Source organism: Paenibacillus sp. YAE3, assembly GCF_057546105.1.
The window spans coordinates 519,712-544,788 of the sequence record NZ_BAAIYF010000003.1 but is presented as its reverse complement, the minus strand read 5'-3'; the positions used below and the strand labels follow the sequence as shown (position 1 = coordinate 544,788).

Annotated in this window: 25 protein-coding genes; 4 read left to right on the top strand and 21 right to left on the bottom strand. The window is 55.1% G+C overall.

Going from position 1 to position 25,077, the window contains the following annotated elements:
- Positions 1 to 112: 112 nt before the first annotated feature.
- The 6 genes from AC27KL_RS08575 to AC27KL_RS08550 form a co-directional block, all read right to left on the bottom strand.
- The gene (locus AC27KL_RS08575; RefSeq protein WP_487169420.1) at positions 113 to 403 is read right to left on the bottom strand and encodes a hypothetical protein; all 291 of its coding nucleotides are present in this window, start codon (positions 401 to 403) and stop codon (positions 113 to 115) included.
- Positions 404 to 527: 124 nt separating this feature from the next.
- Positions 528 to 905, bottom strand: a complete 378-nt coding sequence (locus AC27KL_RS08570) for a DivIVA domain-containing protein (RefSeq protein ID WP_036707146.1) — start codon at positions 903 to 905, stop codon at positions 528 to 530.
- A gap of 287 nt (positions 906 to 1,192) precedes the next feature.
- Positions 1,193 to 1,552, bottom strand: coding sequence for a replication termination protein (locus AC27KL_RS08565; RefSeq protein ID WP_339321234.1), 360 nt, complete (start codon positions 1,550 to 1,552; stop codon positions 1,193 to 1,195).
- Positions 1,553 to 1,832: 280 nt separating this feature from the next.
- Complete coding sequence (locus AC27KL_RS08560) at positions 1,833 to 3,032, bottom strand: acyltransferase (protein ID WP_487169419.1); 1,200 nt, start codon at positions 3,030 to 3,032, stop codon at positions 1,833 to 1,835.
- 131 nt (positions 3,033 to 3,163) lie between these two features.
- Positions 3,164 to 3,934 carry a pirin family protein gene (locus AC27KL_RS08555; protein WP_487169418.1) on the bottom strand — a complete coding sequence of 257 codons (771 nt, stop codon included), beginning with the start codon at positions 3,932 to 3,934 and terminating at the stop codon, positions 3,164 to 3,166.
- A gap of 42 nt (positions 3,935 to 3,976) precedes the next feature.
- Positions 3,977 to 4,363 (bottom strand): DoxX family protein, encoded by a 387-nt coding sequence (locus AC27KL_RS08550; protein WP_339325181.1) that lies wholly within the window; start codon positions 4,361 to 4,363, stop codon positions 3,977 to 3,979.
- A 283-nt stretch (positions 4,364 to 4,646) separates the two neighbouring features.
- Between AC27KL_RS08550 and AC27KL_RS08545 the strand changes: the two genes are divergently transcribed.
- Together AC27KL_RS08545 and AC27KL_RS08540 are read left to right on the top strand one after the other, a co-directional pair.
- Positions 4,647 to 4,865, top strand: coding sequence for a hypothetical protein (locus AC27KL_RS08545; protein WP_339321237.1), 219 nt, complete (start codon positions 4,647 to 4,649; stop codon positions 4,863 to 4,865).
- Between the two features lie 46 nt (positions 4,866 to 4,911).
- Complete coding sequence (locus AC27KL_RS08540; RefSeq protein WP_487169417.1) at positions 4,912 to 5,214, top strand: hypothetical protein; 303 nt, start codon at positions 4,912 to 4,914, stop codon at positions 5,212 to 5,214.
- A 72-nt stretch (positions 5,215 to 5,286) separates the two neighbouring features.
- Here the strand turns inward: AC27KL_RS08540 and hrpB are convergent, their stop codons facing one another.
- The gene (gene hrpB / locus AC27KL_RS08535; protein WP_487169416.1) at positions 5,287 to 7,785 is read right to left on the bottom strand and encodes an ATP-dependent helicase HrpB; all 2,499 of its coding nucleotides are present in this window, start codon (positions 7,783 to 7,785) and stop codon (positions 5,287 to 5,289) included.
- A 122-nt stretch (positions 7,786 to 7,907) separates the two neighbouring features.
- On the opposite strand from hrpB, the gene gluQRS reads away from it, so the two are divergent.
- The gene (gene gluQRS, locus AC27KL_RS08530) at positions 7,908 to 8,897 is read left to right on the top strand and encodes a tRNA glutamyl-Q(34) synthetase GluQRS (RefSeq protein WP_487169415.1); all 990 of its coding nucleotides are present in this window, start codon (positions 7,908 to 7,910) and stop codon (positions 8,895 to 8,897) included.
- 98 nt (positions 8,898 to 8,995) lie between these two features.
- On the opposite strand, the gene AC27KL_RS08525 is transcribed toward gluQRS, so the two are convergent.
- The 12 genes from AC27KL_RS08525 to AC27KL_RS08470 form a co-directional block, all read right to left on the bottom strand.
- Positions 8,996 to 9,373, bottom strand: coding sequence for a DnaJ family domain-containing protein (locus tag AC27KL_RS08525; RefSeq protein WP_487169414.1), 378 nt, complete (start codon positions 9,371 to 9,373; stop codon positions 8,996 to 8,998).
- Positions 9,374 to 9,493: 120 nt separating this feature from the next.
- Complete coding sequence (locus tag AC27KL_RS08520) at positions 9,494 to 10,300, bottom strand: SDR family oxidoreductase (RefSeq protein ID WP_487169413.1); 807 nt, start codon at positions 10,298 to 10,300, stop codon at positions 9,494 to 9,496.
- A 181-nt stretch (positions 10,301 to 10,481) separates the two neighbouring features.
- On the bottom strand, positions 10,482 to 11,288 hold the full coding sequence (locus tag AC27KL_RS08515) for a hypothetical protein (RefSeq protein WP_339321243.1): 807 nt from the start codon (positions 11,286 to 11,288) through the stop codon (positions 10,482 to 10,484).
- 13 nt (positions 11,289 to 11,301) lie between these two features.
- Complete coding sequence (locus AC27KL_RS08510) at positions 11,302 to 12,057, bottom strand: vWA domain-containing protein (RefSeq protein ID WP_036707113.1); 756 nt, start codon at positions 12,055 to 12,057, stop codon at positions 11,302 to 11,304.
- 38 nt (positions 12,058 to 12,095) lie between these two features.
- The gene (locus tag AC27KL_RS08505; RefSeq protein ID WP_487169412.1) at positions 12,096 to 14,186 is read right to left on the bottom strand and encodes a hypothetical protein; all 2,091 of its coding nucleotides are present in this window, start codon (positions 14,184 to 14,186) and stop codon (positions 12,096 to 12,098) included.
- A 222-nt stretch (positions 14,187 to 14,408) separates the two neighbouring features.
- The gene (locus AC27KL_RS08500; protein WP_487169411.1) at positions 14,409 to 14,684 is read right to left on the bottom strand and encodes a WXG100 family type VII secretion target; all 276 of its coding nucleotides are present in this window, start codon (positions 14,682 to 14,684) and stop codon (positions 14,409 to 14,411) included.
- A 100-nt stretch (positions 14,685 to 14,784) separates the two neighbouring features.
- Positions 14,785 to 15,066, bottom strand: coding sequence for a DUF4176 domain-containing protein (locus AC27KL_RS08495; protein WP_036707110.1), 282 nt, complete (start codon positions 15,064 to 15,066; stop codon positions 14,785 to 14,787).
- A gap of 39 nt (positions 15,067 to 15,105) precedes the next feature.
- Positions 15,106 to 15,774 (bottom strand): hypothetical protein, encoded by a 669-nt coding sequence (locus tag AC27KL_RS08490; protein ID WP_487169410.1) that lies wholly within the window; start codon positions 15,772 to 15,774, stop codon positions 15,106 to 15,108.
- A gap of 62 nt (positions 15,775 to 15,836) precedes the next feature.
- On the bottom strand, positions 15,837 to 17,027 hold the full coding sequence (locus AC27KL_RS08485) for a WXG100 family type VII secretion target (protein ID WP_487169409.1): 1,191 nt from the start codon (positions 17,025 to 17,027) through the stop codon (positions 15,837 to 15,839).
- Positions 17,028 to 17,033: 6 nt separating this feature from the next.
- On the bottom strand, positions 17,034 to 17,861 hold the full coding sequence (locus AC27KL_RS08480) for a hypothetical protein (RefSeq protein WP_487169408.1): 828 nt from the start codon (positions 17,859 to 17,861) through the stop codon (positions 17,034 to 17,036).
- A gap of 16 nt (positions 17,862 to 17,877) precedes the next feature.
- Positions 17,878 to 21,864 carry a type VII secretion protein EssC gene (gene essC / locus AC27KL_RS08475; protein WP_487169407.1) on the bottom strand — a complete coding sequence of 1,329 codons (3,987 nt, stop codon included), beginning with the start codon at positions 21,862 to 21,864 and terminating at the stop codon, positions 17,878 to 17,880.
- Positions 21,865 to 21,932: 68 nt separating this feature from the next.
- Entirely contained in the window at positions 21,933 to 22,265 is a 333-nt protein-coding gene (locus AC27KL_RS08470) for a hypothetical protein (protein ID WP_036707099.1), read from the bottom strand.
- 364 nt (positions 22,266 to 22,629) lie between these two features.
- On the opposite strand from AC27KL_RS08470, the gene AC27KL_RS08465 reads away from it, so the two are divergent.
- Positions 22,630 to 22,869, top strand: coding sequence for a hypothetical protein (locus AC27KL_RS08465; protein WP_212949028.1), 240 nt, complete (start codon positions 22,630 to 22,632; stop codon positions 22,867 to 22,869).
- Positions 22,870 to 23,008: 139 nt separating this feature from the next.
- Here AC27KL_RS08465 and AC27KL_RS08460 read toward each other — a convergent pair whose 3' ends face one another.
- Together AC27KL_RS08460 and rsgA are read right to left on the bottom strand one after the other, a co-directional pair.
- Positions 23,009 to 23,536: a hypothetical protein gene (locus tag AC27KL_RS08460; protein WP_487169406.1), complete on the bottom strand. Its 528-nt coding sequence runs from the start codon at positions 23,534 to 23,536 to the stop codon at positions 23,009 to 23,011.
- A gap of 123 nt (positions 23,537 to 23,659) precedes the next feature.
- A complete protein-coding gene (gene rsgA / locus AC27KL_RS08455; protein WP_212949026.1) occupies positions 23,660 to 24,751 on the bottom strand; it encodes a ribosome small subunit-dependent GTPase A in 1,092 nt (363 codons plus the stop codon).
- Positions 24,752 to 25,077: the final 326 nt, after the last annotated feature.

The window sequence follows — 25,077 nt, the reverse complement described above, 5'->3', positions numbered from 1 at the left end:
AGCTGTTCTAAAATTCTGCAAGTCTGCCCTTTTCTTCATCCATATAATACCATTTTCGAAAATTACCCCTTAACGACAGTGAATATGCTATCGCTTCTTCTCTGAAACGGAATTATGCAAAACACTCATATAAAAAATCATTGACGCTGGTTGAAAAGACAAATACGACGGATGTCGCGATTTGAAGCAAAAAAGCTGCCGTCGCAAAAATCCAAAGATTCATCGGTAAAGGGGAGATGACTGCTTCTCCCGCCCATGCCGCGATGAGCGTAACGATATTCCATACCGTAAAGATGACGAACGCCCATTTGGCTTTTTTCACGCCGCAATAGATTAAAATCATCATCACAATCCAAACGGCGGTTCCAAGAAGATTGGAGAATATGCCTTGGGCCAGCCTCAATTTATTTTACCACCATGTAACAGCCCTTCCCACTTCTTATTTTTGTGGACTGCAAAACAAAACCCCCAAAAAAGCTTCCGCTTCTTAGGGGGCATGATCACACGCGTATGTAGGGCTTTAAGGATTAATCCACAAAAAAGTCGGGTTCCGGACGGATCTTCGTTTTCAGCTGTCTGAGGTTGTACTCCATTTTGAGCACGATCTCCTCGATTTGCTTCGGATCGATCGCGAACCGGTCGGGTTCGGGGCGGGAGCTCGACTTCATCTCGCGCAGCGCAACCTGCTGCTCCTGCCATTTATCCATCAGATCGGAAATGGTTGCGTAAAATCGTTCATAATCGCTAATAATTTCATCCAGGTAGGAATCGACCTCTTCCGGATCGTATCCTCTAAGTTTGGTGCTGAACACTTTTTCGTGGATCGAAAGAGCATCCAAATGTATTCCCAGCTGCTTAAACAGCTTTCTCTGTTTATCCAGTCGGCGCTGCATATGCTCATCCATTGCCAATACCTCCAAATATGTTGCGACTCAAAAAACGGGGCAGTCGTTTCATTATATACATCCCCATTCACTTTTATATCACAACCGGGCCCAAGATGAAAATGGTTGGCCGTTTTTTTGGAGAATATTCCAATACGCAAGCGTTTTCCCTGCTTCTTGGAATGAATCCGCCGCGTGAACCGCGCATGTGGTCGTCGACGCTTCCGGCAGGAACGACCGCATCATCCATCTAGCCGCAAAAACAACCCCGTTTCTCCGATTGGAGATTCGGGGTTTCGCGTCGAACGTCAATAATTGTCTTTTACGGCTTTGTTCAGCATGCCGAGGCAGCGATCCAGATCGGCTTTGACCTGTTTTTTGTACAGCTTGGCCTTTTCGCGGCCGTCTTCGGTAAAATGGTACAGCACGATCTCCTGGAAATCCACGCGGGGATCGTTGCCTTTCAGCTGCTTGGTCCGGTAAAAAACGCCCTCCTGCACCAGCTCATGCAGCGCGCGATAAATTTCGCTTTGGGGCGGCGAATACCCGAACGACTTGAATTCCTGCCTCATTTCTTCCAGCATTTGATAGCCGTATCCCCGGTGCTGTTCCACCATCGTAATCAAATACGTTTTAATAAAAGCACGCTGGGCAATCATAAAAGCCACCGCCGCTTCCCCCTTTGCTCATTCGCTAATTCCATTATAAACCACTATTTTCAAAAAAGCATGACATGAAGCATTCACTTCGTTTCAACCACGCGGAAGAATGCAACCGGGAGGCAAACGGCAAGATGGGTGCGAAAGAACGTTTAAGGTTTTTCTATTATGAATTTTTCATGTATTGAAATTGTAAGATCAGGACTCGAAAAATCCCCCGCCTTTTACGAAATCGTCCGTTGGCTAACGATGGTTGTAAAAAGCAAGGGTCGTTTGCTGCCGATCGGTATCAGCTGCCGTCGAAATTCCGTACAGACGGTTGTCCTTGCGCCGGAACGGATCCCCGCGGTTTGCGCCGCAGCGAAGAAACCCCGGCCGTCCATTTGCCGAACGGCAAATAAGACAGGGCGACGGTTACCGCATAAGACAAAACCACGCAGACCAGGAAAGACATCAGCATCCGCAGCGTCACGTTCCATCCGGCAAACAGCCAGGCATCCACCCTGTAGCTTTGGCGCAGCATCAGCGCATGGGCCAAATAAGCGCCGTACGAATATCGGCCGAGAAAATTCATCGCCTTATGGACGGTCGGCCCTGAAGATTCGGACCATGATTTGGACCAGGCATAAAATACGAAAATCGAGCTGACGAGAAAAACCATGATCAGCGGCCGCAGCAGACTGAGCCCGATAAAAGAAATATGAACACCGTCCGGGGTCGCAAAACCCTGCACCGTTATATACATATAATATCCGAACAGCAAGGCGAAAACGGCCAAGTACGCCGCCTTTCCCCGGGCAAGCCAATAACTCCAGCGATCCGGAGCCATTCCGGCCGCAGCCCCGAGGATGAAATAAAAGGCAAAATACAAAAAATTGCGGTCCGCGTATGCCGTAAAAAACGGCGTCAAAAACGGAATCCCCGCCTCCGACATAAATCCTGATATCCGAAACAAATGATAGACAAGCAGGAGGCATAACATGCCTGCCCCCGTCAATGCGGCAGCCCGCCACCGGAACGGGATCCTTTGCGCGCATGCGCGCATGAGCCAGCGCAGTACCGGGAACAGCGCATAAAATTGAACGATCATGACGATGTACCATAAATGGTAGCTGTTTTTTCCGGTGACGAGATGGCTGGCAAACGTTTCGAGCCGGTGCAGAAGATCCCCGTTCCATCCCGGGTTTTCCGTAAAATACACCGCAGACCACAAGATATAGGGAACCACGATATCGCCGAACCGCTTGCGCAAAAACGAGCCGTACCGCAGCTGCCCGTCATAGTTATAAAACAATACCATGCCCGTGATAAAAATGAAGACAGGCACGGCAAACTTGGCGGCCAGCAGGAGGATGGCCATCAAGACCCCGTCCTCCATCCGGGCCTCGTTCAGGCCGGCGTAATGGGCGATCGCGTGCTGAAGCGCAACGGCCAAAAAAGCCAGACCTCGCAGCAATTCGATTTCACGTATTCTGGCTTTTTTCGGCATGTCCACCCTCCCTTTGAAATCAAAAGTATTTTTGGTTATCGTTAACCCCGTTATGCGGCATCTGAAGCAGAAAAGCCAAAAAGAGCGCCAGACAGAATATAGCATCCGCTGCGCTCTTTTGACAAATGTTTTTAGAATTTTTTCGGCAAAAGCCCGTAATGCACCCGTTCCGGAACTTCGATCAGCAGCATTCTTACGGCCTCGTCACCGGCATGAAGGAATACCTCCTCCTCGCGGTCCGTTGTCAGCAGCATGAAATCCCGCTCATGAAAAGCTTCCTCATGCGCTTCCCCTTCCTTCCAGCTCCCCGCGCCTCGAACCGCCAGGGCGGTTAACGTCGTGCCTTTAGACAGGGTATGGGCGTATTCATGGCCGGGCTTGAGCTCAACGTCCCACATCCGGGCATCAGCCGTCAGCAGGATCGGCGATTCTCCGCCCAATATCTGTTTCACGCGGCTGCCGTTTTGCTCTTTGGACGGGATGTCGTCCCGATCAAACTGTTCGTAAGCCGGCTTTTTTTTCGCCTCCAGCTTCAGGTCAGGTTCGAACCAGATTTGAAAAGCCTCCATATCCGGACCGATAAAACGTTCTTCATGGCTGACGCCGCTGCCGGCTTTGATCACCTGCACCCCGCCTTCGCCGATCGTGCTGCGGGTGCCGAGGGAATCGCCATGTTCGGCGGTCCCCCGAATCACGTACGTCATAATTTCGAAACCATAGTGGGGATGCAGCGGAACGTAGCCTTCCTTCGACGTGTGGGCCCATGCCCAGTAATATAACGGACCTACGCGGTTGATGACGGAGCCTTCGCCCGGAAAACCGATCGGTTTCTGCTCCGTGATGTTTCCTCCGTCAAATTTGCCTTTTCCCTGCAGCGCAGGCGTGTACAAACGAATTCTCACGGCAATTACCTCCTTCAAATACGGGATGTTCTGGCAGTGTCATTAAAACAGATGATAAGCTCCCGGACCGGTCAACGCAACGCCCACCACGACCGCAAGCAGGATCAGGTTGAATTCGATGCCGCCCGAAGTGCTCCAGAAACCGTTTTTTATATGAACCGTCAAGATGGCTCCCAACATCGTCACGGCCAACATCGCCGCACCTACCGGTGTAAAAAGGCCTGCCGCAAACAGCAGCCCGCCCACCAGTTCGAACAATCCGACCAGGACGGCCATCGGCAACGCCGGTTTGATGTTGATGGACCCGAACCAGCCGGCCGTGCCTTTTATGCCCGGACCGCCGAACCATCCAAACAATTTTTGGGCTCCGTGCCCGACAAACGTCAATCCGACGATCAAACGGATTATCAACAATCCCCAAGCTATCATCATTACTCATTCCTCCATTATTATTTATTCTTTATTTTAATTAGCTTTAATTTAAGATATGAGTCCAAAAAAATAAGCGCTAAGCTTTGGATAAACCAATCATTTTTTCACTCCTATGCGTTTGTTATTTATCTTGATTTAAAGATACATGATCTTTAGATATTAGTCAACCCTTATTTTTAAAAAGAGCACTTCGTTCCGGAGATCGAAGCAAACCTGCAGATCCGCTCATAAAACCGCTATTTTCCGCTCATAATATGCCGAAAGAGAATGGAGTACGTCTATGGAAAAAATGTCCGGGCACTCGTCCCCTATTCCAAACACTGCGGCAGCCTGCTTCCAATGGCAAGGCCTTCTTCGGCATGAGACTCTGCGGCTTGTCAAATCCGGCACGTTCGTCCAATTGATCACCTCTCCGGAGCTTGCAGGGCTCGCAATGGAGTATGCGGAACTGAATCGGCGGCTGCTGGATGCTTTTGACGACAGGTTGGACCGCCGGTAAAATCCCGGCTGAATTTTTCGAAGAGCAAAAAGCGAGGTGTCTACCTTTGAATCCCGTGACGGAAAGCTTGCTGGGTATCAAAGCGTTTAATGATCAATTCATCGCGCAGGACATGCTGCAGGATAACCGGCTGCGCATGACATTGCTGGCGGAATGCATCGAAGCTGCCGCAGATGACGCGCTTTTGGAAGAGCTTATGGTTCATCTCATGCATTCCATCTATTTGGAGGAACGCTTGCTTAAATTATGCCTCGATCAAGATTGGCTGACGGCCGACGCGTCGGAGCAATGGGAAAGGGATATCAGGTGGGCAAGCAAAGTTCGTAAAATGATGCCGCGCCGGCGATAGGTCCTTTTTCCGGCTCGTAACCGCCGATAGAAAAAGGCCTCTGCGTAAGCAGAAGCCTTGTTTGTATCGCTATTATTGGGGACGCGTGCGTCTCGTCGGGATCGCTTCCAGCGGGTCGTCCGGCCAGTAATGCTTCGGATACCGTCCTTTCAAATCCTTTTTCACTTCAAAATATCCGTGTTTCCAAAAGCTCGCCAAATCCGAAGTGATTTGGACCGGCCGCTGCGCCGGCGACAGCAGATGAATGGTCAAAGGGATTTTGCCGAAGCAGATTTTCGGCGTTTCATGAAGCCCGAACATTTCCTGCAGCTTTACCGCCAGCACCGGCTGCTTCGGATCGCTGTAGTCCACGGCGATTTTGGAGCCGCTCGGGACGGTGATATGCGTCGGCGCTTCTTGATCGAGCCGGGACTTTTTGTCCCACCCGACCATCTGCTCGAGGATCGGAACCAGCTGCAGCTTCTGGAGGCCGCTCCGGCTTTTGATGCCGTAAAGATAGGGCAGCAGCCATTCCTCCAGATGTTCCAGCAGAGCCTCGTCCCCCATGTCCGGCCAATCGGGGTCGGCCTCGTGCATAAGCTGCAGGCGCTGGCGAAGCTGCACCGCCTGCTTGGTCCAGGCAAGGATCCCCAGCCCTTCGGCGCGGATCCCGTCCAGCAAAGCCTGCGCCACCGCTTCCGCCGGCGGCTCGGCGGCAGGCGACTCGCGCAGGACGATTGCGCCGAGGCGCAGCTGATGGCGGGATTTCACGCCGCCCAGCGCAGGGTCCCATTCTACGGTCGTCTCCTCCGTAATGTCGTCCCCGTGATGCTGCCGAAGGTCTTCAAGGCTGACGGGAGCGGCGAGCAGAATCTTCCCTTCCGCTCCCTTCCTGTCGTCGACCGCCGCCACCGTCACATAGGCCTCGCGGCTTAGCGGCTGCTCTCCGGGCAGTTCCACCCCGCGCCCGGATGTCAGCAGAAATTTTCCGCCGCCACGGCTTTGGCCGATCCGGTCCGGATAGGCGAAGGACAGGAGCAGGCCGCTTTTTTCGATCTGCCAAGCCCCGGCCGCTTTCGTTTCAAGCCGTTTGTGCATGTACCGGCTTTCCTGGACGATTCGTTTTAAGGCCGCTTCGTCTATATGGGGGCCTGCAACGCCTTGCTGTTCCCACCGGCTTACGGCCTGCACGCGGCTCCGGATATCCGAATCCGGACCTGCCCCCGGGCCGGCGCGGAAGATGTCCCGCTCCTGCAATACGGCGGCAAGGACGGCGGCCAGCCCGCTTTGCCCCATCTCCTCCGCTTGAAGCATCATCGCCGACAACCTCGGATGCAGGCCCAGCTCCGCCATTTTTCTGCCCTTTTCCGTCACGGAACCGTCCGGACGGGCGGCGCCGAGGCGCTGCAGCAGCTCTTTTCCCCGCTCGTACGCGGTTTCCGGCGGAGGATCAAGCCAAAGCATGTCCCGCGGATCCTGCACGCCCCAGGCGGCAAGTTCCAGGGCGAGCGGGGCCAGGTCGGTTTGCAACATTTCGGGGGTATTCCGCGGACGCAGATGATTTTGCACCTCATGGCTCCACAACCGGTACGCGATGCCGGGAGCCGTACGGCCCGCACGGCCCCTGCGTTGGTCCGCGGAAGCGCGGGAGACCCGGTCCGTCGCCAGATACGGCATGCCTGTCCGGGCGGAAAACAGCTGCGTGCGCATATAACCGCAATCGACGACGATGCGTACGCCGTCGATCGTCAAACTCGTTTCCGCGATCGACGTCGCGAGGATCCATTTGCGCCTGCCTTGCGGATCGGGAAGCACGGCGGCCTCCTGCTCCTTTTGCGGCAGCTGGCCATACAGCGGCCGGACCACGCAGTCTGCCGGGATGCCGCCGCTTTCAAGTTCGGCTTGGACCCGGCGGATTTCTCCCCGGCCCGGAAGGAAGGCAAGCACGTCGCCGGGGTGGCTGGCGGACGCCTCGCGAATGACGGCCGCCATATGTTTTTCCAGCGGCGTGCCGGCAGCGGGCGGCCTATAAACCGTTTCGACCGGAAACTGCCTGCCGGGGCAGTTCACGACAGGGGCATTTCCAAGCAGCGCGGCCACCGGCTCGGCTTCAAGCGTTGCGGACATCACCAGGATGCGGAGATCCTCCCGCAAAGCGGCCTTGGCTTCCAATGCCAGGGCAAGCCCCAAATCCCCTTGCAGGTTCCGCTCATGGAATTCGTCAAAAATGATCATGCCGACGTCTTCCAGACCGGGATCGCTTTGCAGCATTCGCGTCAATATGCCTTCGGTAACGACTTCGATTTTGGTCGCGCGGCTTGTCCGGCTATCCATTCTGACGCGGTAGCCGACCGTCCCTCCCGGCTGCTCGCCAAGCATCCGGGACATGTATTCGGCCGCCGAACGGGCGGCCAGGCGGCGCGGTTCCAGCATGACGATTTTACGTCCGGACAGCCACTCCTCATGTATGAATGCAAGCGGGACCTGCGTCGTTTTTCCCGCTCCCGGTTCGGCGACAAGGACCGCGGAACCGCCGCGGCGCAATCGGTCCAGAAGCTCGGGCAGAACCCGCTGAATCGGTAATTCGTTCATTGTTCTCCATCACCATGTCTTTCCAACCTATGTTTGAACTACTTCCATTATAGTGCGATCAGCGACTGGATATCCACGCCTGTTTGCTATAAAATGTACGAAGCGCATTTTTGAAGGAGACGATGACATTGAGCCAGAATCCACGTCGGGCGCGTGGCCGATTCGCGCCAACGCCTTCAGGCGAACTGCACATCGGCAACGCCTGGACGGCCCTGCTGTCTTGGCTGCAAATCCGAAGCGCGGACGGGACCTTTATTTTGCGGATGGAAGATATCGACACCCAGCGTTCCAAACCCCATCTCGCCAAACAAATCCTGGACGATTTACATTGGCTCGGGCTCGATTGGGACGAAGGTCCGGATATCGGCGGCCCGTTCGGCCCGTATACGCAAAGCGAACGCATGGAATATTACGACGAAGCGCTTAAGCGGCTTCAAGAGAATGGATATTTGTTCCGCTGCTTCTGCAGCCGTGCCGACCTGCTCGCGGCAGCGAGCGCTCCCCACGGCCTGTCCTCGGAGGGACCCGCTTATCCCGGTACCTGCCGGAACCTGACCGGCGAAGAAGCGGACCGCAAATCATTGGTGAAAGAACCGTCCCTGCGGTTTAAGGTCCGGCATGAACAGCTTGTGTTCCATGACGGCGTTGCGGGGACGCAGACGTTCGATGCGGCCTCAGGCGGCGATTTTATCGTCCGGCGGGCGGATCGCATGATCTCCTACCAGCTGGCCGTCGTCGTTGACGACCACATGATGGGGATCACGGACGTCCTCCGGGGAGCGGACCTGCTCGATTCGGTCCCGAGGCAGCTGCTGCTGTACAAAGCCCTCGGGATGGAAGCACCGTCGTTCGCCCATGTCCCGTTATTTATGGGACCGGACGGCAAGAGGCTGGCCAAGCGGCATGGAGGAACCAGCCTTGCCGCCCTCCGCGAACGCATAACGGCGCCTGAGCGTCTGGTCGGCTGGCTGATGTGGCTTGCGGGATTCACCCCGAATCCCGAGCCGTTAACCGCCCGCGAATGCATTCCGCTTTTCCGCATGGACAAGCTTCCTTCCGAACCGATCGTCATTACCGGCGAGATGCTTTCCCTTTTGCATGGCGCTTCATAACGGCAAAAAACCTCTATCCCTTCGCCATAGGTTCAAGGCAAGGATAGAGGTTTTTTCCGGTTTGGGCAACCGCACGCGCGCCGCATACGGGCGTCTGTTCATGCATCCTCCAAGCGGCCGCGGATTTTAGGCTCGTATTCCAGAAACGTCGTGCTTCCGCTTAACCCTCGTTGCTCCATAAGCATCTGGAAGCGCAGCTTTTTTTCGGTCAGCGACCGTTTCAGCTTTTCTTTTTCGCCGGCGTTTTCGCAGGCGTATATCAAATCCCTCAGCTTCAGCAGTTCGCCTTGCAGCTGCATCTCCTCCGGAATGACTCCTGCGTTTTTCATGACTTTATACGACATCCGAAGGTCCTCGGGAATATGCGACAAGTCTTCCAGCTCCAGCGGTTTTCCTTTGCCTGCCAAATCCTTGAACTCGCCTTGTTCCATGGCCTTATGGATGCGTTCTTCAGCAAGCCAAGACATGAGTCCCATGGCGGAAACCTCCCAATTGAAAAGATGCGTTCCACCCTTATGAAAACATGAACCGCCGGCGCTGTCAAACGAAAGAAAACCGCTGGCAGCGGAAGCGGAAACGGTTCGGTTGAAGCCGTCTTACCGGAGAAGCGACTCTGCTCCGTCGATGTATACCTGGGTGCCGGTGATATGGATCGATTCGTCCGAAGCCAAAAAAGCTACGAGATCGGCTACGTTTTCCGGCCTGCCCGGCCCGTCCGACAGCGGCTGGCTGCCCTGAGGGTATTGTACCGGAATGACGATTTCCTTCAGTTCGTCGGTTTTTTCGGTGCTCTGGTCGATGTTGGTCGAGATGGCGCCCGGACAGATGACGTTGACGCGGATTTTGAATTTCGCCAACTCCAGCGCCGCCATTTTCGCGAACGCGACTTGTCCTGCCTTCGAAGTGCTGTAGGCCGCCATCCCGAAATTGGAAAACGTCCGGTTGCCGTTGATCGAGCTCGTAACGATGATGCTGCCCCCTTGTTTTTTCAAATGGGGAATGGCATATTTCACCGTCAAAAACGTGCCGTTCAAATTGACGCTTAACGTATGCTGCCAATCCTCGAGTTTCATGTCCTCGATGGGCGACAACACACCGTTGATGCCCGCGTTGGCAAACACGATGTCAACCGTCTTAAACAGCTCCGCGGTTTCCAGCACCGCTTTTTCGACGCGCGCGGCATCCGAAGTATCGACGTCGAAGGCGCGGGCGCTGCCGGGCCGGATGGCGTTGATTTCGGCTTCCGCCTGGGCAGTGCGGTCGTCCAGCAGGTCGAACAACGCGACGTTTGCCCCTTCCGTTGCCAATTTAACGGCTGCCGCCTTGCCGATCCCGGAACCCGCCCCGGTCACGATGGCCGTTTTGCCCGAAAAACGCAATTTGTTGATTTGCTGCTGGCTCATGTTAGATCTCTCCTTTTGGTTCCTGATTCTATTATGTTGCATTTGTCTCAAGATTACCCAAAAAAAGGTTCTGTCTAATCACGCCCGCGGAAAAACAAATCCCCGGACGCTGGCCCGGGGACAAAAAAAACCGGGCCGTTCGGCCCGTGCCGAATGATCCGGTTTTATCTTGAACGCCTTGCTACCATTTAAGCTCCAAAAATGCCGCATCGTCCTGCAGCCCGCCGGTATGCCGCGCTTCCAGCAGAACCTGGATTTGTTCGTCAGGGAGCGGCTCGCGGATCGGGTCCAGATCGTCCAGCCCGTCCGTGTATAACTGGAGCCTCATCGGCATCCCGTATTCCAGCCGGGTCTGATACACATGCGGCTGGCCGCCGACAGGCCCCGTAAGCGTCGACCAGCGTTCATTCGTCTGCATCGTTCCCCGGAAATGCTCGCTGATCTCAGTCTCGTGCCTCCAGAACCGCAGCCGCGAATCCCCCTGCCAAGCCATCCATATCCTTCCTTGCTTTCTCTTGGACGTCGGCAGCTCGATGCGGCCGCAAATGTACATCGTCTGGCTGCCAAGCCGCTGCTTGTCCTCAAGAACCTCGCGGAGCAAGGAAGGCGTCTCGCTGGGAGGAATCAGCTGCTTTAACTGCGCGGAGGCGGCCACGGTAATTTCCCGCATAAAAGCGGCAAACCCCGCCGACGACCATTCCCGGGTCTTCCCCAGCCACTCGAGCAGCGTATGTCCCAGAAACCGCGCCGCAAAATCTCCCCTATAACTCATGCTGACTCCGTCGCATAACACGAAATTGCACACGTCCCCATCGATGTGGACGCCGACAAAATCCTGTCCCTTTTCCCCCTGCACCAAACTTTCCATTGCCCGTCCGTAGGCGTATCTGCAAACGAACCGCCCGCGGTACGTGGAGAGCCGCTGCTCTGAAGACTGGGAACTGACATACATAAAGACGTCCTTCGCTGCAGCCGAATTCATTTTCATAGCTTACCCCTTCCTACGCTCTGACCGGCGTCGCCGCCGACATTTGGAATCCGATGGATACAAGCTCCGCACAGCTGCCCGGAAGCATCATCAGCGCGCCCGGGGCGAGCTGGTAATCCGCTTCGGCGAGCATCTCCCGGTAGCTTTCCGGCAGCGGCGAAGACATATTTCTCAGCTTCACCGCATGTTCGTCCTGCAGCACGGTTTCCGGATGGATGCCTTTCCAGCGCCGCGGCTGAAGGATGGGTTGGTCGAGCATATGATCGGAAATAAAAATGTTTTCCACCAGCACGTTCCCGTCCGGGACGCTCATGTTCATGATGCGTCTGGCGATCGGCTCCGGATCTTCTCCCGTTGCGACGCCATCGGTCATGTGGCACACCAGCGGAGCCGGACAATCCTGCATGGAGGGGAGCTCCGACTGCAAAATCAGCTCTGCCTGGCGGAACGCCTTGGCGGAATCCGAAAATCGTTTCGGTGTCAAATCCGGCAACGTTCCGGCCGCCGCGATTTCGTCGATCCCCTTGATGCCGTTCAGCAGGTCGTAAACGTCGTCGCTGTACGCCAAGATGGCGATCCGGTATCGCGGCGTCAGGCGGTTCCCTTTCGTCGACCGGAACACCATTTGCCGGATGGCCAAAGAAAGCGCTTCGTATACGACGTCGATGCGGCGTTTGTTATCCATCAGCATGTTCATGGAAGCACTGATGTCGATCAGGTAGATAATAAGCGCGGGCGTGCGCTGGGAAGCCTGAATGGTATAGTTCATCTGCGATTTCAACTCCCCTTTTTGAAAATTGAACTGAATTATATATTAGGCAGTATGTAACCCGTATTGGCCAAAAACTTATAGATCGCATTGGCGCGCGAGCTGACTTTGCCTACCGTTTTGAAATAAGCGGCGTCTTTTTCGTACAGGCTGATAAAATTCAGGGCATATTGCCTTGCTTTCGACGTATTCCCGGTTTTTTGGGCGTTGTATGCCTGATTGTACGAGGCGATCAGCTGCACCACCTGGTTGGATCGTCTCTTTTGCAGCTCTCTGGCCTGCTGCTGCTTGCGCGCAGCCGCTTCTTTCGCCTGCTGAATTCTTTGCTGCTCAAGTTTCTCCTGCAAAATTTTCTGCTGCTTCAGGTAAGCCTCGTATTGGGCCTGCTTTTCGTACAGCTCCTTCAAACGCTGCTTTTCCGCCGCTTTTTTCTTTTCTTCGGCAAGCTTTTTCTTGGCAAGATACGCTTCGTATTTGGCCTGCTGCTCGTATTTCTGCTGCAGCTTCTTCTTTTCCTCTTTTTGCTTGGCCAGCTTGATGGCTTCCTCCTGCTTGCGCTTCTTTTCCGCCTCTTCCTTTTTGCGTTTCTCCTCTGCCTGCTTGCGCTGCGCCTCCGCTTCGGCCTGCTTCCGCTTCTCTTCCTCCAGCTTTTGCATCTCCGCTTTCCGGGCCTCTTCCTGCTGCTTCGCTAACGCCTCGGCTTCCTTTTGCTCGGCCCGATCGGCCAAAATTTGATTGACCGCAAAAGCCGAACCGACGATCAGAATCAAAGCCGCGATTCCGGCTGCCAGCCATTTGCGCGAACGGTAAAAAGGAACCTTCCCGGACGGCTGCTCTTCGGGTTTCGGATTCAGCGTTTCTTCCAGTCCCGCAATCGCCGCCTCCAGCTCCACCTGCATCGGCGAACCGGCCGGAACGAAATGATGCGCAGACCGGTACACTTCAAGGGCTCCTTTCAGATCCCCCTTTTGCTCCATCTCCCGTGCCTGATTAAACAAACGGTCGACGACTCCATGTTCGTTGCCCGACTCAGCGGCGCCAGCTGCTGTTCGCCGCGGCGCTTGCTCCTCCATGTCAGGCAAAGCCGCTGCCGCTGCCGCGGTTTCTAGCGCCCCTTTCGAGCGGGGACCCGCCGCTTCTGCTTTCCCCGGGTCCGCCGCCGGTGCAGCCTCCGTTTGGGGTTGCGGCAGCTCGTTCCCGTTCATGGAGGAAAGAACGACCAGCCACTCGCCGAACGTCGGACAGCTGCTGATGTCCTGGCTTTCCCAGGCCCGGGCGAACAGTTCCGAGACTTTCGTCCCCCAATTGCGCTCCAGCGATTTTTTCAGGACGAAATACCGTTCGCAAGGATTCTGCATCTCATGCTGATCGAAGTAGCTTTCTCCCCATGCTTTTTCCACCACGTGCGGATCGCACCAGCCCAGCATTTCGGCGATGATGATCGCCCCTGCAAAACGGTCCGCATAAGCGCTCCACAGCCCGCTTTGCACCGTGCGATGCGCCGCGTAGCCGGGAGAACCCGACAAAAGCACGTCCGGCCGGTCCATTTTGGGACTGTACATCTGTTCCACGTCCACCAGCTCGACAACGGATTTTTTGCCCGGCATATCGACTTCTGAAAAAAACGGAAGCATGACGTTCGGGGCAGACAGGTCGCAATGCGCCAGCCCGCGTTGTTCCATCCCCGAACCGATCGCCGCAAGCGCTTTGGCAAGCGCAAGGCTTTCCGTCCGCTTGAGCTGTTTTTGCTCGGCGATGATGTCGAACCAGGTCACCCCATGGACCCAGGGCATCAGGACGGCATACAGCAAGTCGGGATGTTCGGTGATGAGTTCTCCGTTTCTTTCGGGAGTGAGCACGTCTCGTTTGCAGACCTGCAAGCCGGGGCTTTCGCTGTAAATCTCCATCGTCTCCGACTGGTAGACCATCGCGGGAATCCGAAATTTCGGAAAAAACACTTTCAGCGCCTTCGCCTCTTCCGGCCCGCCGTTTTGCGGGATGAGCTGGTAAACGATCCCCTGCCTGCCGGCCTGGGCATACGCCAAACCCGGGGCGGCCGGATGCTGGCCTACCGTATAGGTTTTACCGTTAATAGAAATAGTGTCACCCGCATTGGGTTGAAAAGACATAGATATCCCCTCTCTTTATCCGACAACAGATATAGACCGCAAAATAACCCCACTCAGGTGGAGCTATCGCTTTGTACGATTATTCTCATGCAATAAGTGGGGGGACCTCCAGACCAAAACACTTTTACTTGGCAGAAAACCGGGAGTTCAAGAACACCCGGTCTCGTCATACTTTATTAAAAATAGTTCAACCCGATCCCCTTAGTCCTATTAAACCATAACTTAGCGGGATTCGTCGACCGTGCGGAATTTCTGTGCGATGGCAGTCAATTCCTGACTGATATTGTTCAAAATTTGAACGAAAGATTGCATTTGCTTGTTCGCTTCCTGGAATTCCTGGAAGAAACGCTGCTTGGTCATCCCTTCCCATTGACCTTCCATGCCGTGGATCGCCTGGGTCAGGCTGCTTACGATTTGCTGGCTTTGCTGGCCGCCTTGCTTGAATTGGTTTGCAACCGAGTCCACCTGTTCCGGGGTAATTAAAATACGTCCTGCCATTTTGCTCCTCCTTCAAATTCAATGATTATCGTAGTCGACTATACTATAAACGACCGGCTTCAACAAAAGTCCCTGGTCCTGAGTCTTTTTACCCGCTTCTTTATCCGATTGAAACATCTTCCAGGATCTTTTGGAATCTTTTTTCCTCATCGTTGGAAAATCCGGTAAACTCGATTTTGTCGATATCCTCATGATTGAACAAAAAAGTATAGTTAGGGTCGATGTATCCCTCCGGATAAACCACGCCGAGATAGTCGTATAACGTGTTGCTTTCCATTTGGATCTGCTTGCGTCCGTAAATCATCAGCTTCTTTTGGGCCCCTTTGAGCAGAACGATCGACCCGAGCGGAAGCAATGATTTCGCGAGTTCCCGTTCCTCCATCGTTTGTTCAACCTTCCTCTCTCTATGACAGCTTGTATGCTAGCGTCTTTTTCTTAGCAAATAAAATTTATGAAGATTGCCGGCAAGCATGATATAAACAAGAGCAAACAAAAAAAGCAGCGCGATGATCAGCGTTATTTTCATGCTGTATCCCCCGAAGGTTTTGATCAGCACGCACGAGACGAGCACGCCGGCGCCGGAGGAGGCCAAAATGATGCCTTGCGTTTTCCTCAGCCCGCGCGTGTCTCCATCCGGTTTCTCCTGTTCCTCCCGGCTGTAATACCCGCTGTACAATAATCTCATATGTATTCCGTAAAGCAGCGCAAATACGACTATGTATCCAACCGCGGACCCGATCAGAAACCAGGGCGACGAAATGTCCAGCGTGGCATAAGCCAGCTTGTTCGCAGCCGCCGCAAAAGCGGCGGAACCCAAAATGCCGATCGCCCCCAGAACAAAAAGATGGAACTCCTGCATTTTTCCCGGAGAGATCACGACGGCCAGTCCCAGGATGTCCATTACGGCCAGCGGAACCAACAGCAGCCAAGCCCAAACCGGAACGAACGGATCCGCAAAAGCCGCGATCAGAAGCAGCAGGTTGGGAAGCAGCAGCAGGCTGATCGTCTGGGATCTGATGATGCGCAGCGGATAAACTCCCGCATAATCGTTAACGAATGATTGCTTTTGCCGTGGAGCATTGCCGTTCACCGTTCCCACTCCTTTGCGTGGCCGGATGCCGCCAAACGGGTTTCGAACGCGGCGTGGCATCTTTAGCCGAATAAATTCCCGAGCTTGCCGAGTTTGTTTTTCACTTGATCCGCCAACTCGCTGGCGCCGTGGGATACCGCTTTGACGGAATCCGACACGGCGTTGAAAGTTTCTTCGGCCGCATGGCCGATCCCTTTTGCCGCCGACTTCACTCCTTCGACCGTTCCGTCGATGGCCGCGTCTACCGCATCCACCGCATAGGTTTTAAGCGATTTCCCGTTGATTTCAATGTCGGTGACGGCCGAGATGACGACGCCCGACGCCAGTCCCACCACCGCGCCGACTGCCGTTCCCGCTACGGGCACCGCGGAACCGACCGCGGCCCCGATCGCCGCGCTGCTTGCCATGGTGCCGAGCCCCAAGCTGCCGTTGACCAGAACGCTGGCCGCGGCCCGGCTGGCCCCGCCGGTTTTATAATCCTGAAAGCCGGACACGCCCGTATCGAACAGCAGCCCGGCATAACCCAGCTTTCCGCCGAGGCCTTTGATCGAAAGGGCTTCTTTCGCCGCGATTTTAGGATCGACGAATTTCCATACCTGCGGATTTTTGGCCGCGTTGTTCAGCGTGTACCGGGTTCCCCGGATGCCTTCGCTGAGGGCAAATGGCGAGCGCGCCCCTTTGATCGTGGCGACCGAGCCGTTGTTTCTCATATTGACGTTAAACCCGCTTTTGACCATCGTGCCTACCATCAGGGCGCCGTATCCTAACGTTGCCCACCCCGCAGGCGTAGGCCCCTGGTATCCCCATCCGACATTGAGGCCGTCCTCGTCGCCGTTATGCGCTTGTACGGCCATGACCGCCGACGACGGGTTCGAGATCGGGATGCCGCGCCCGCCGTACCCCGGCAGGATGGAACCGTCCCCCTGAACGCCTACGGCGCGGAACATCGCGACCGGAGAATGGTATAGGGCGGAGTTTCCCAAAAAGGAATGATGCTGTTCGTCCGCCGACTGGAACATTCCCGCTTTTTTGTGCACGTTTCTGCCCATTTCCCGTAACATGGACGAAATCTGTTCCCCCTGCTGATTCGCGGCCTGCCACTCGTTCAAGAGAGATTCCCGGATAGAAGTTTCCCATATGAGCGATCCCAAAGCCTGATTCAATAACGCGGTTAATTGGCGGATTTGCTCGCCGCTTTGCTCCAGTTGACGACTTAATGCCCGGAGTGCTTCCGGTTCGACAGAAATACGCACGGACCATCACCTTCCATCTGATTCTGCAGACTGCTTCAACCATAGAAGCAGCATCTCTTGAAATTGTAGTTTGCTGGCAGGACTGGCGGTCAACCAGTCTTGATCTCCCCTCAGGCTCATGCGGACAAGCCAGTTCATCGTATCATTTACCACAAAAGCGGCGCTTTGCGTCTCCCATCGGCTTCCCGTCCAAGTGGAAAAATGCAGCTCGCCTTCCCCCGTCCGGAACTTCAGGCACCGGGCAAGGGCTATGGAGCCCTCCGCGTCATTGGTCGCGGCCGCAAGCTCGTCACCGAGCTCGTCCAAAGTAAGGGCCGGAATGCGGCTGTATATTTCGCCGAATTTCTTTTTGGATAGGAGGAGCGCCGGCATTTCCGCTGGAGCGTAATCTTTCAAATCCATTTTGTCTACCAGCTGGCTGCAGGCCGCTTCCACGTTGCCGAGCTCATCCAGCTCGTACACCAAATCCTTCTCCGACTTGCACACCTGCACGACGCGTTCATTCGTTGCATGCAAGTACCCCTCGAAGGCTTCCTCTTGGCGTTTATACCGCAGCCAGCATGAACGTTCCGCCAAGCTAGCGATGGCGACGCGCGAAAAAACCTTAGGCGGCATGGCCAGCAGGCTGCCGTCGTCTTCCTCGACGAGGTAGCCTTTTTCCAAAAGGGATCTTTTCACATCGTCCCATTCTTCGGCAATTTCCTGCGCCAGATAACCTTGAAACGGGTCCTCCACGCCCAGCAGGCGGTCGGAACCCAATATTCCGGCAAGGAAAAAAAACTCTCTATTATCAAGCGTAATCGTATCCTGTTTGGAAGCATGAATCGTCAACATTATGAGCCACCTCCCCTCAAACAACAACATGCCATCGGTCGCGAATTATTTCCGCCCATCGTTTGCCGTCCCACTCGTCATCAAACGGAACCGCGGCTTTTACCCTGGTAAATTTCCGCTTTATGTAGTACCCCTGTCCCGGCGGCAGGATCTTCAAGCCCCCGGGAGCCTGACTCGATTCCGAAAAAGGAATCCGGAAGAACGACAAATCGTTAGGGTCCAAAGTCCCGAATAAAAATCCGCTTTGGCAAGCTTTGACGTCATTGAACCAATCCGCTCCGAACGTAGGGAAATCGGCCGGAACGCCGGAAAGCAAAACATGCACGTTCCGATCCCGTCCAAGGCGCACAATCGCTCCCAGTTGATCTTTTATCGTAAAGTCGTTTAATTGTTTAGCCAAAATATCCGCATCATCGATCGCCAGAAGGATGGCCGGCCCTTCCTCCCCGCCGCTGCGGCGCTGCACCAGCTCAAAAACTTGTCCGATCAGCGCGGCAAGCTCTTCTTCCCTCGTTGCCGACGCCTGCACATGCGGGAGTCTGCCGATTTGGGAGAGCCCCCGGCTGCCGTACCTGGCATCGACCGTGTACATTTGCAGCTGCTCCGGGGAATAATGATAGGCCAGCGAAAGCATCCAGCTCAGCATGAAGGCCGTTTTTCCGCCCTCCATCGGGCTGGCAACGATAAAGTGCGGTCCTTCCTGCAGGTCCGCCTCGAAAGGCTCCAAATCATCCGTATACAAGCCTACGGGCACTTTAAACGAAGCGGCGGGACCATGTTCCGGCTTAAAGCTGGCCGCATGCGGCATCAGCTCATGCAGCCGGATCCGCTCCGGCAACTTCTCGATTTTCCGGACGTTCCCGGCCGGATACCGGGACTCGATGCTTTGGATCTGCTTGCGAAGCTCGACCGACCGTCCGGCTTCGTCGTCGCCGCTGGCCGGCAGCGCGGCCTGAAATTCAAGCGGCGGGGTATGACCCTTCGCAAGGCCCCTGCCCGGCGGCATGGAGCCCGGATTCCTTGCCGGCCGGCCGACGGCATAATAATAATCCGACGGATCCGCAAGCTCGAAGGTTACCGCGTTGGCGATATTGCTGCGTACTTTTTCGAATATGTCCGAAATGCGGTTCGAGGTCAGCACAAAGGTGATGCCCAGATTTCCGCCTTCGCGCAAAATGAACTCCAGCAGTTCGTTTTCCTCGGGAAAGGAGTTCCGGAAATTCAAATATCCGTCGATGACGACGATAAACTGCGGCAAAACCGCGTTTCGCGCCCGCCGGTAAGCGGCGGCCGTCTTCACGCCGGCGTCGGCGAACAGCTCTTTGCGCTCCGATATCGTTTTGACCAGAAAGAGGAACAGCCGCTTGATCCGGTCGTCCTCTTCGGCCATCATCACGCCGCCGATTTGCGGCAGCTTGGCGAAATCCCTCATCATTCGTCCCATGTCCACGATGTATCCGTGCCATGCGTCCGGAGAATAGGCTTGGGCGAGCGACATCAGCAGCGTCTGCACGAACGTCGTCTTGCCCAGTCCCGGCATGCCGTAGACCGCCCAATGCCCTTGCTGCATCGGAATACGCAGCGGACGCTGGCTTTGGTTCGGCAGATCGTCGACGATGCCGACGACCCCTTCCAATTCGCCGCATTCGGGCGCGGATGCCTGCGCTGCCAGCTCCTCAAGCTCCAGCCTTTCCGGCAGCGGCGGAAGCCATGGCCCTTGCAGGCGCTCGATGCCTTCCTCCCTGGCCGCTTCGGCGAGTCTGTCGATGAATACTTGAAGCTGTTTCGGAGGCTGCTCCATTTGCAAATTGGCTGCGGACATGCTGGTCGAAAGCAGATTTTCCCGTTTCCCGTTCAAAGCGATTTCGGTCGGAACGACCCGCCCCGGAGAATCCGTCTGCTCCACGTAGGGCGCGCCGCTCCAGGCAAACTGCATTTCCTCGAATATTTCGTCGCTGCCTACCTGGAAATAACCCCGTCCGGGTTTGTTGATCCAGGCCGCGTTCGGTATTTTAAGCATATCGCGACTGTCGCCTTCGTCCTGCACGCGCAGGCAGATGCGGAAACGCGCGTTGCTCCATATTTTATCGTCAACGACGCCCGCCGGTTTCTGGGTCGCCAGGATCAAATGCACGCCCAGCGTACGGCCGATGGCCGCGATGCTGATCAGCTCGTCCATGAATTCCGGCTGATCCTTTTTGAGCTGCGCGAACTCGTCGATAATGATCACCAAATGCGGGAGCGGCCGGCCGCCCTCGCGTTTCAGAAGCTTGTAATATTCGTCGATGTGCTGCAGGTTTCCGGCATCGTTCAATATTTTCTGCCGTCTGACCAGCTCCGCTTTGAGCGAAACCTTCGCCCGTTCCATGAGCCCGCTGCTCAAATTGGTGATCGTTCCGACGACATGGGGCAAGTCGACGAACGTGTTGGACATGCCCCCGCCTTTGTAGTCGATCAGCATGAAAGCAAGGTCATGCGGGTGGAACTCGGCGGCAAGCGAAGCGACGATCGACTGGATGACCTCGCTTTTGCCCGATCCGGTCGTGCCGGCGATCAGGCCGTGCGGGCCGTGCCCCTGCCGTTCTATTTTATCATGAATGTTCAAATTGATCTTTTTGCCGCCCGCGCGTACGCCAAACGGGACGGGCAGGCTTTCCGGATACCGGTTGTTTCTCCAGCGCTGCTTCACGTCCAGGTCGGCCGCTTTTTTGATATTCAGCATTTCGAATAACGTCAGCACGTCCGGGATATCCGACGCAAGCGACCGCTTGAGCCGGATCGGGGCCATGTAACGGGTCAGCGCTTCCGCTCTTTCCAGCGTGAGCATGTCCGGGACGAAGCTTACCTGGTCGAACGCCCCGTCCTCGCGTTTCAGCGAATATTGCCCTTCGCTCCGGCCGACGTCCACGATCAGATGGCACTGCATCGGGAGCGTCTCCTTCCGGTCGGAACAAATGATGGTGCATGCGTCGATTTCAGCGGCATCCTCCAGCAGGAGCGGCAGCAGCGGCTCTTCTTCGATCAGCTGCCCGCTGGACAGCAGGACGACCTGGATCGGCAGTTGAGCCGTCTTTTTTTTCTGCTCGTGGCGGGAGGACTTGCGGCGTCCCAGCCGCTGGAACAGTTCATCCGCAAGCTGGTGGGCGGTGCTTCGCCGATCCGACATATAGCGGTAGCTGCGGCTTTCGTCCCAGGTATGGGGCAGCCATCGCATCCAATCCCATTCTTCGGCATCTTTTTCCTCATAAAAAGCGGCCAGCTTGACCTCATCCGGCGAATGGCGGACCGTCATTTGCGCGACGATGACCCGCAGGGCGTTCATGACCGAATCCCGGTCCCCCACGATCCCGACCACCTTCGCCTGAAACAGCGGCAGCGCGATCGGCGCGTCCGGCACCGTTTCGAATTCGCCGGCAAGCTCCTGCGCCGCTTCGATCAGAGGATCTTTGACGTACCCGTCGGGACGGGGCGCGTTGACCTTCATGTAAAACGGGACCTGGCCAGTTCCGATTCGCGTATGCAAAAAATCGTCGTCCCCGAAGGAACGTTCCCATAACACGCTGCTTCGGTTTTTGACAATATGAAAGCAGACATCCGGATCCCCGTGAACCTCAAACAGCACGTCCACCTGCTCCTTATGCCCTGCGGCCAGTTCTTCCCTATGCTTGTCGAGCTCGGCATGATACAGGCGTACCCGCTCTTTGAGCTGCTCGTTGTATTTCTTTTTGTTGCCCAAATAGACGAAAAACGGAATCGTATACGACGTCAACATCATCGTCACGGATACCATTTGGAACATCATATAATTGCTGTTGCCCATTTTTCCGGTCAAATTCATGTATATGTAAAACCCGATGCTGAAGACGGTCATGACGGCGGGCAGCAGAATCGAGATGAGCGAAAACGAAGGTTTGCTCGGTTCGTTCTGCGGCTTCGGGATTTCGACCGTCTCCTCCTTCAGCGCCGGTTTGATTCGCGGCGAGCGTTGGTACAACACATTCACGATGCGTCAGCTCCTCCTCTGCTTTCCCAAACATGGTTATGTAATTTGATTTGCATAGATTTCAACCCTTAATCCTCCATTACCCCGATCGAATCATGTTGAAACAGGCTCCTTTTCCCGAATACCGGCGCCTCCTCGTCGGTCGTCGAAAAAGCGCGCTGCAGGCGGATCAGGCACCCTTCCCTCAACCCGGCCCCGGCCACGTCCTGCGGATCGCGGATCGTAAACCACAGCCCGTCCGGAAATTTCCCTTCCAATATATATTGCTGCCCGGCACGGGGCGCTTCGCCGTACACCCTCATGCCCAGCATTTCCTTCAACTGAAGCACGGGATAGTCGTCCGGCACGTCGATATCGAACCAATCCCGTTCCAGGCGGCTTTTGACCACGGTAAGAATCATTATTTTACACCTCTTGTTCCCTGCAAATCTATGATTCGCAAGATGCAATAACTTCTATGATAATGTATCATCCGCTCCGAATCATGTCAATTTGTGACAAATTAACTATTTTAAATGATGTAACCATGAAATGGTATAGGTTTTTATAGCTATTTTCGTCGTACGTCGGTTTCGTTTTAGTGAAAGAACTCCCTCCGACAAGCGGATTCCACTCTATTATCTCATATAATTCGCATTCTTTAAATCTTTGAAAAAAGTTTGAAAATTTTATGCAATTTAAGTATTTATAAGCTTTCTTTAAGGTTTTTTTAATAATCGGGGTTTACAATGCAATTGTGGAATAACACGAATGAGGTGATTTTCTATGAGAATGCTAATCAGTTTTCAAAACAAACTTATCCCTGTATATTTTACCACTGAAAACAAACAATCCGTTCAAAAAATACTTAAGCTGCTCAGCGGCACCTTGGAAAATAAGATTCAATACGGCAAAAGAGCGCTCAAAAAATGCCTGGATTCCTTGATCAGCATCGAAATCGAAGGCTCCGAAGCCATTCTTCACAGCAAAAGCGAAAACGACACGCTCGCATTGTCCCTCTATTAAGAGGGATTTTTTGCGCGCAAAATAAAGGAGCCCGGTCATCCGGAGCTCCTTTTTTTGGATTCGCTTGCGTCATACGCTTCGCCCTTCGTCCAAGCAAGCGGCGAACGGGCTTTACGGCCCGCCTGGGCCGCAGTCGTTACTAGCGGCGAAGCACATGCTCCGCTTCCTGCATCAGCAGCATCATCAGCACGTGTATGCAGACGGAAGCGATCATCAGCGCAAGCGCCAGGACGATGGCCAGCCCCGGAACGAGCGGCGCAATCAGCATGACGACGAACGTAGCGGCAATGACGGCAAGAAACCACCGCCAGCGCTGCACGGCCTTGTTCTGAAACGCCCGGTGCCCCTTTCGCCCGGCCATGTCGCCGATCCCGTAGCAGATATGAAACACCATGTACAGATTCAAAATGAAAACCACGGCTTGATACAGGAACATAAACAGCCATGACGTTGGCGGCGACAGCTCCAGGATCAGCGTGACGACCGAAAGAATGATCAAGGTGACCGATACGGTTTTGGCGCTCCGAAAATGGCTGGACCTGCGCTCCAGCTTGACGAAACCGAGAAAGAAGAGCACGTACCCGATCACGTCCGGCAAAATGTCGAATTGGTTGATGCGGATATCGATCAGAAACAAAAATCCCCAAAACAAGTGCACAAACCCCACACTCTCCACCTCCCGCAGCTTCCTTCATTATCTATATATGGATCGGGCAAGCCTGATTATACCCCGTTTCGAAAGCCCTTTCACGGAAATCAAGCCGCTCTGCTGCCCGGCAGGGGAAGAATCTCATTCATCGTGCAGACGCTGGTTCCAATAGGACGATTTGCGCCGCACGGGATCCTTTCCCGACCGATCCGTCCGGTTCATTTTGCGCTGGCCGCGCGCTTCCTTTTTCATCTGAAATTCGAGCTCGCGCTGGGTTTTCCGGTAATTTTGCAGCCGTTTGGCATCGAGCTCTCCGGATTCCACCGCCGCGCGCACCGCGCAGCCCGCTTCCCGCTCATGCCGGCAGTCGGCAAAACGGCAGGATCTGCCGATCGCCTCGATGTCGGCAAACGCCTGCTCCCAGCCTCCGCCGTCGTCGTCGTATAACTGCAGCTCCCGCATGCCGGGCGTATCCACCATTAAACCGCCTTGCGGCAGAAGAAACAGCTGACGGTGCGTCGTCGTATGGCGTCCCCGGCTGTCATCCTCGCGGATGCCCTGCGTCCGCTGGGCGCTTGTTTCCGCCAGCCAATTGACGATCGTCGATTTTCCGCAGCCGGACGAACCCGTAAGCGCCACCGTCACCCCTTCTCTCAAATAACCGGTGACCGCTTCTTTTCCCCTGTCCTCCAGGGCGCTCACCACATGAACCGGCACGCCCGGCGCGATCAACTCCATTTCCGCGGCTTTGATGTCGGCGTCATCGCACAGGTCGGCCTTGCTTAAAAGAATGACCGGGTTAACGCCGCTGTTCCAGGCCATAATGAGGTACCGCTCCATTCTCCTCGGATTGTAATCGTCGTTCAGGGAAGTAACCAGGAACAGCACATCGACGTTGGCGGCAATCAGCTGCTCCTGCGCCGATTTCGCCCCGGCCTTTTGCCTGGAAATGTTCGTTTTCCGGTCAAGGATGCCGTGGATCACGCCCCTGTCCTCCCCTTCAAGCATTTGAAACTCCACCCAGTCGCCGACGGCTGGATAAGGGGCTCCGCTCTGAAGCCCATGTTTCATCTTGCCGGACATCTCGCCCCATGCTTCGCCTTCTTCCGTGCATACCTTGAATTTCTGTCCAAAATCGGCGGTGATGCGTCCGGGTCGATGGAGTCCGCGGTCTTCCTTGCTCCATTCCTTGTCCCAATGGTCATTCCAACCGTATTGCGTTAAATTTGTCAAATCAAATCCCCCTAAAGTTGGTTATCGTCGGGCCGGTTCCCTTGCGGGGCCGGCGCCAATATATTCCGGGATGCCGCATCATCCGTTCCCATTCCTTCGGCCGCCCGTTAAGTCCGGCGGCGGGGTTCAGGGAAATTTCGCGGCAGCCCGCAGAAAAACGCCTGTCGGCGTGTTTTCGTCTACAGCAACATCCGTTTGAAGCAGGACATCTCCGACACAAAAAGCCCCGGAACGAAACGCTCCGGGGCTTTTGCGCGCAAAACGGCAAAAAAAAGCGCGGAGACGTCAGGTCTCCGCGGCATATGAAAATCATTCCCTCATGTCGT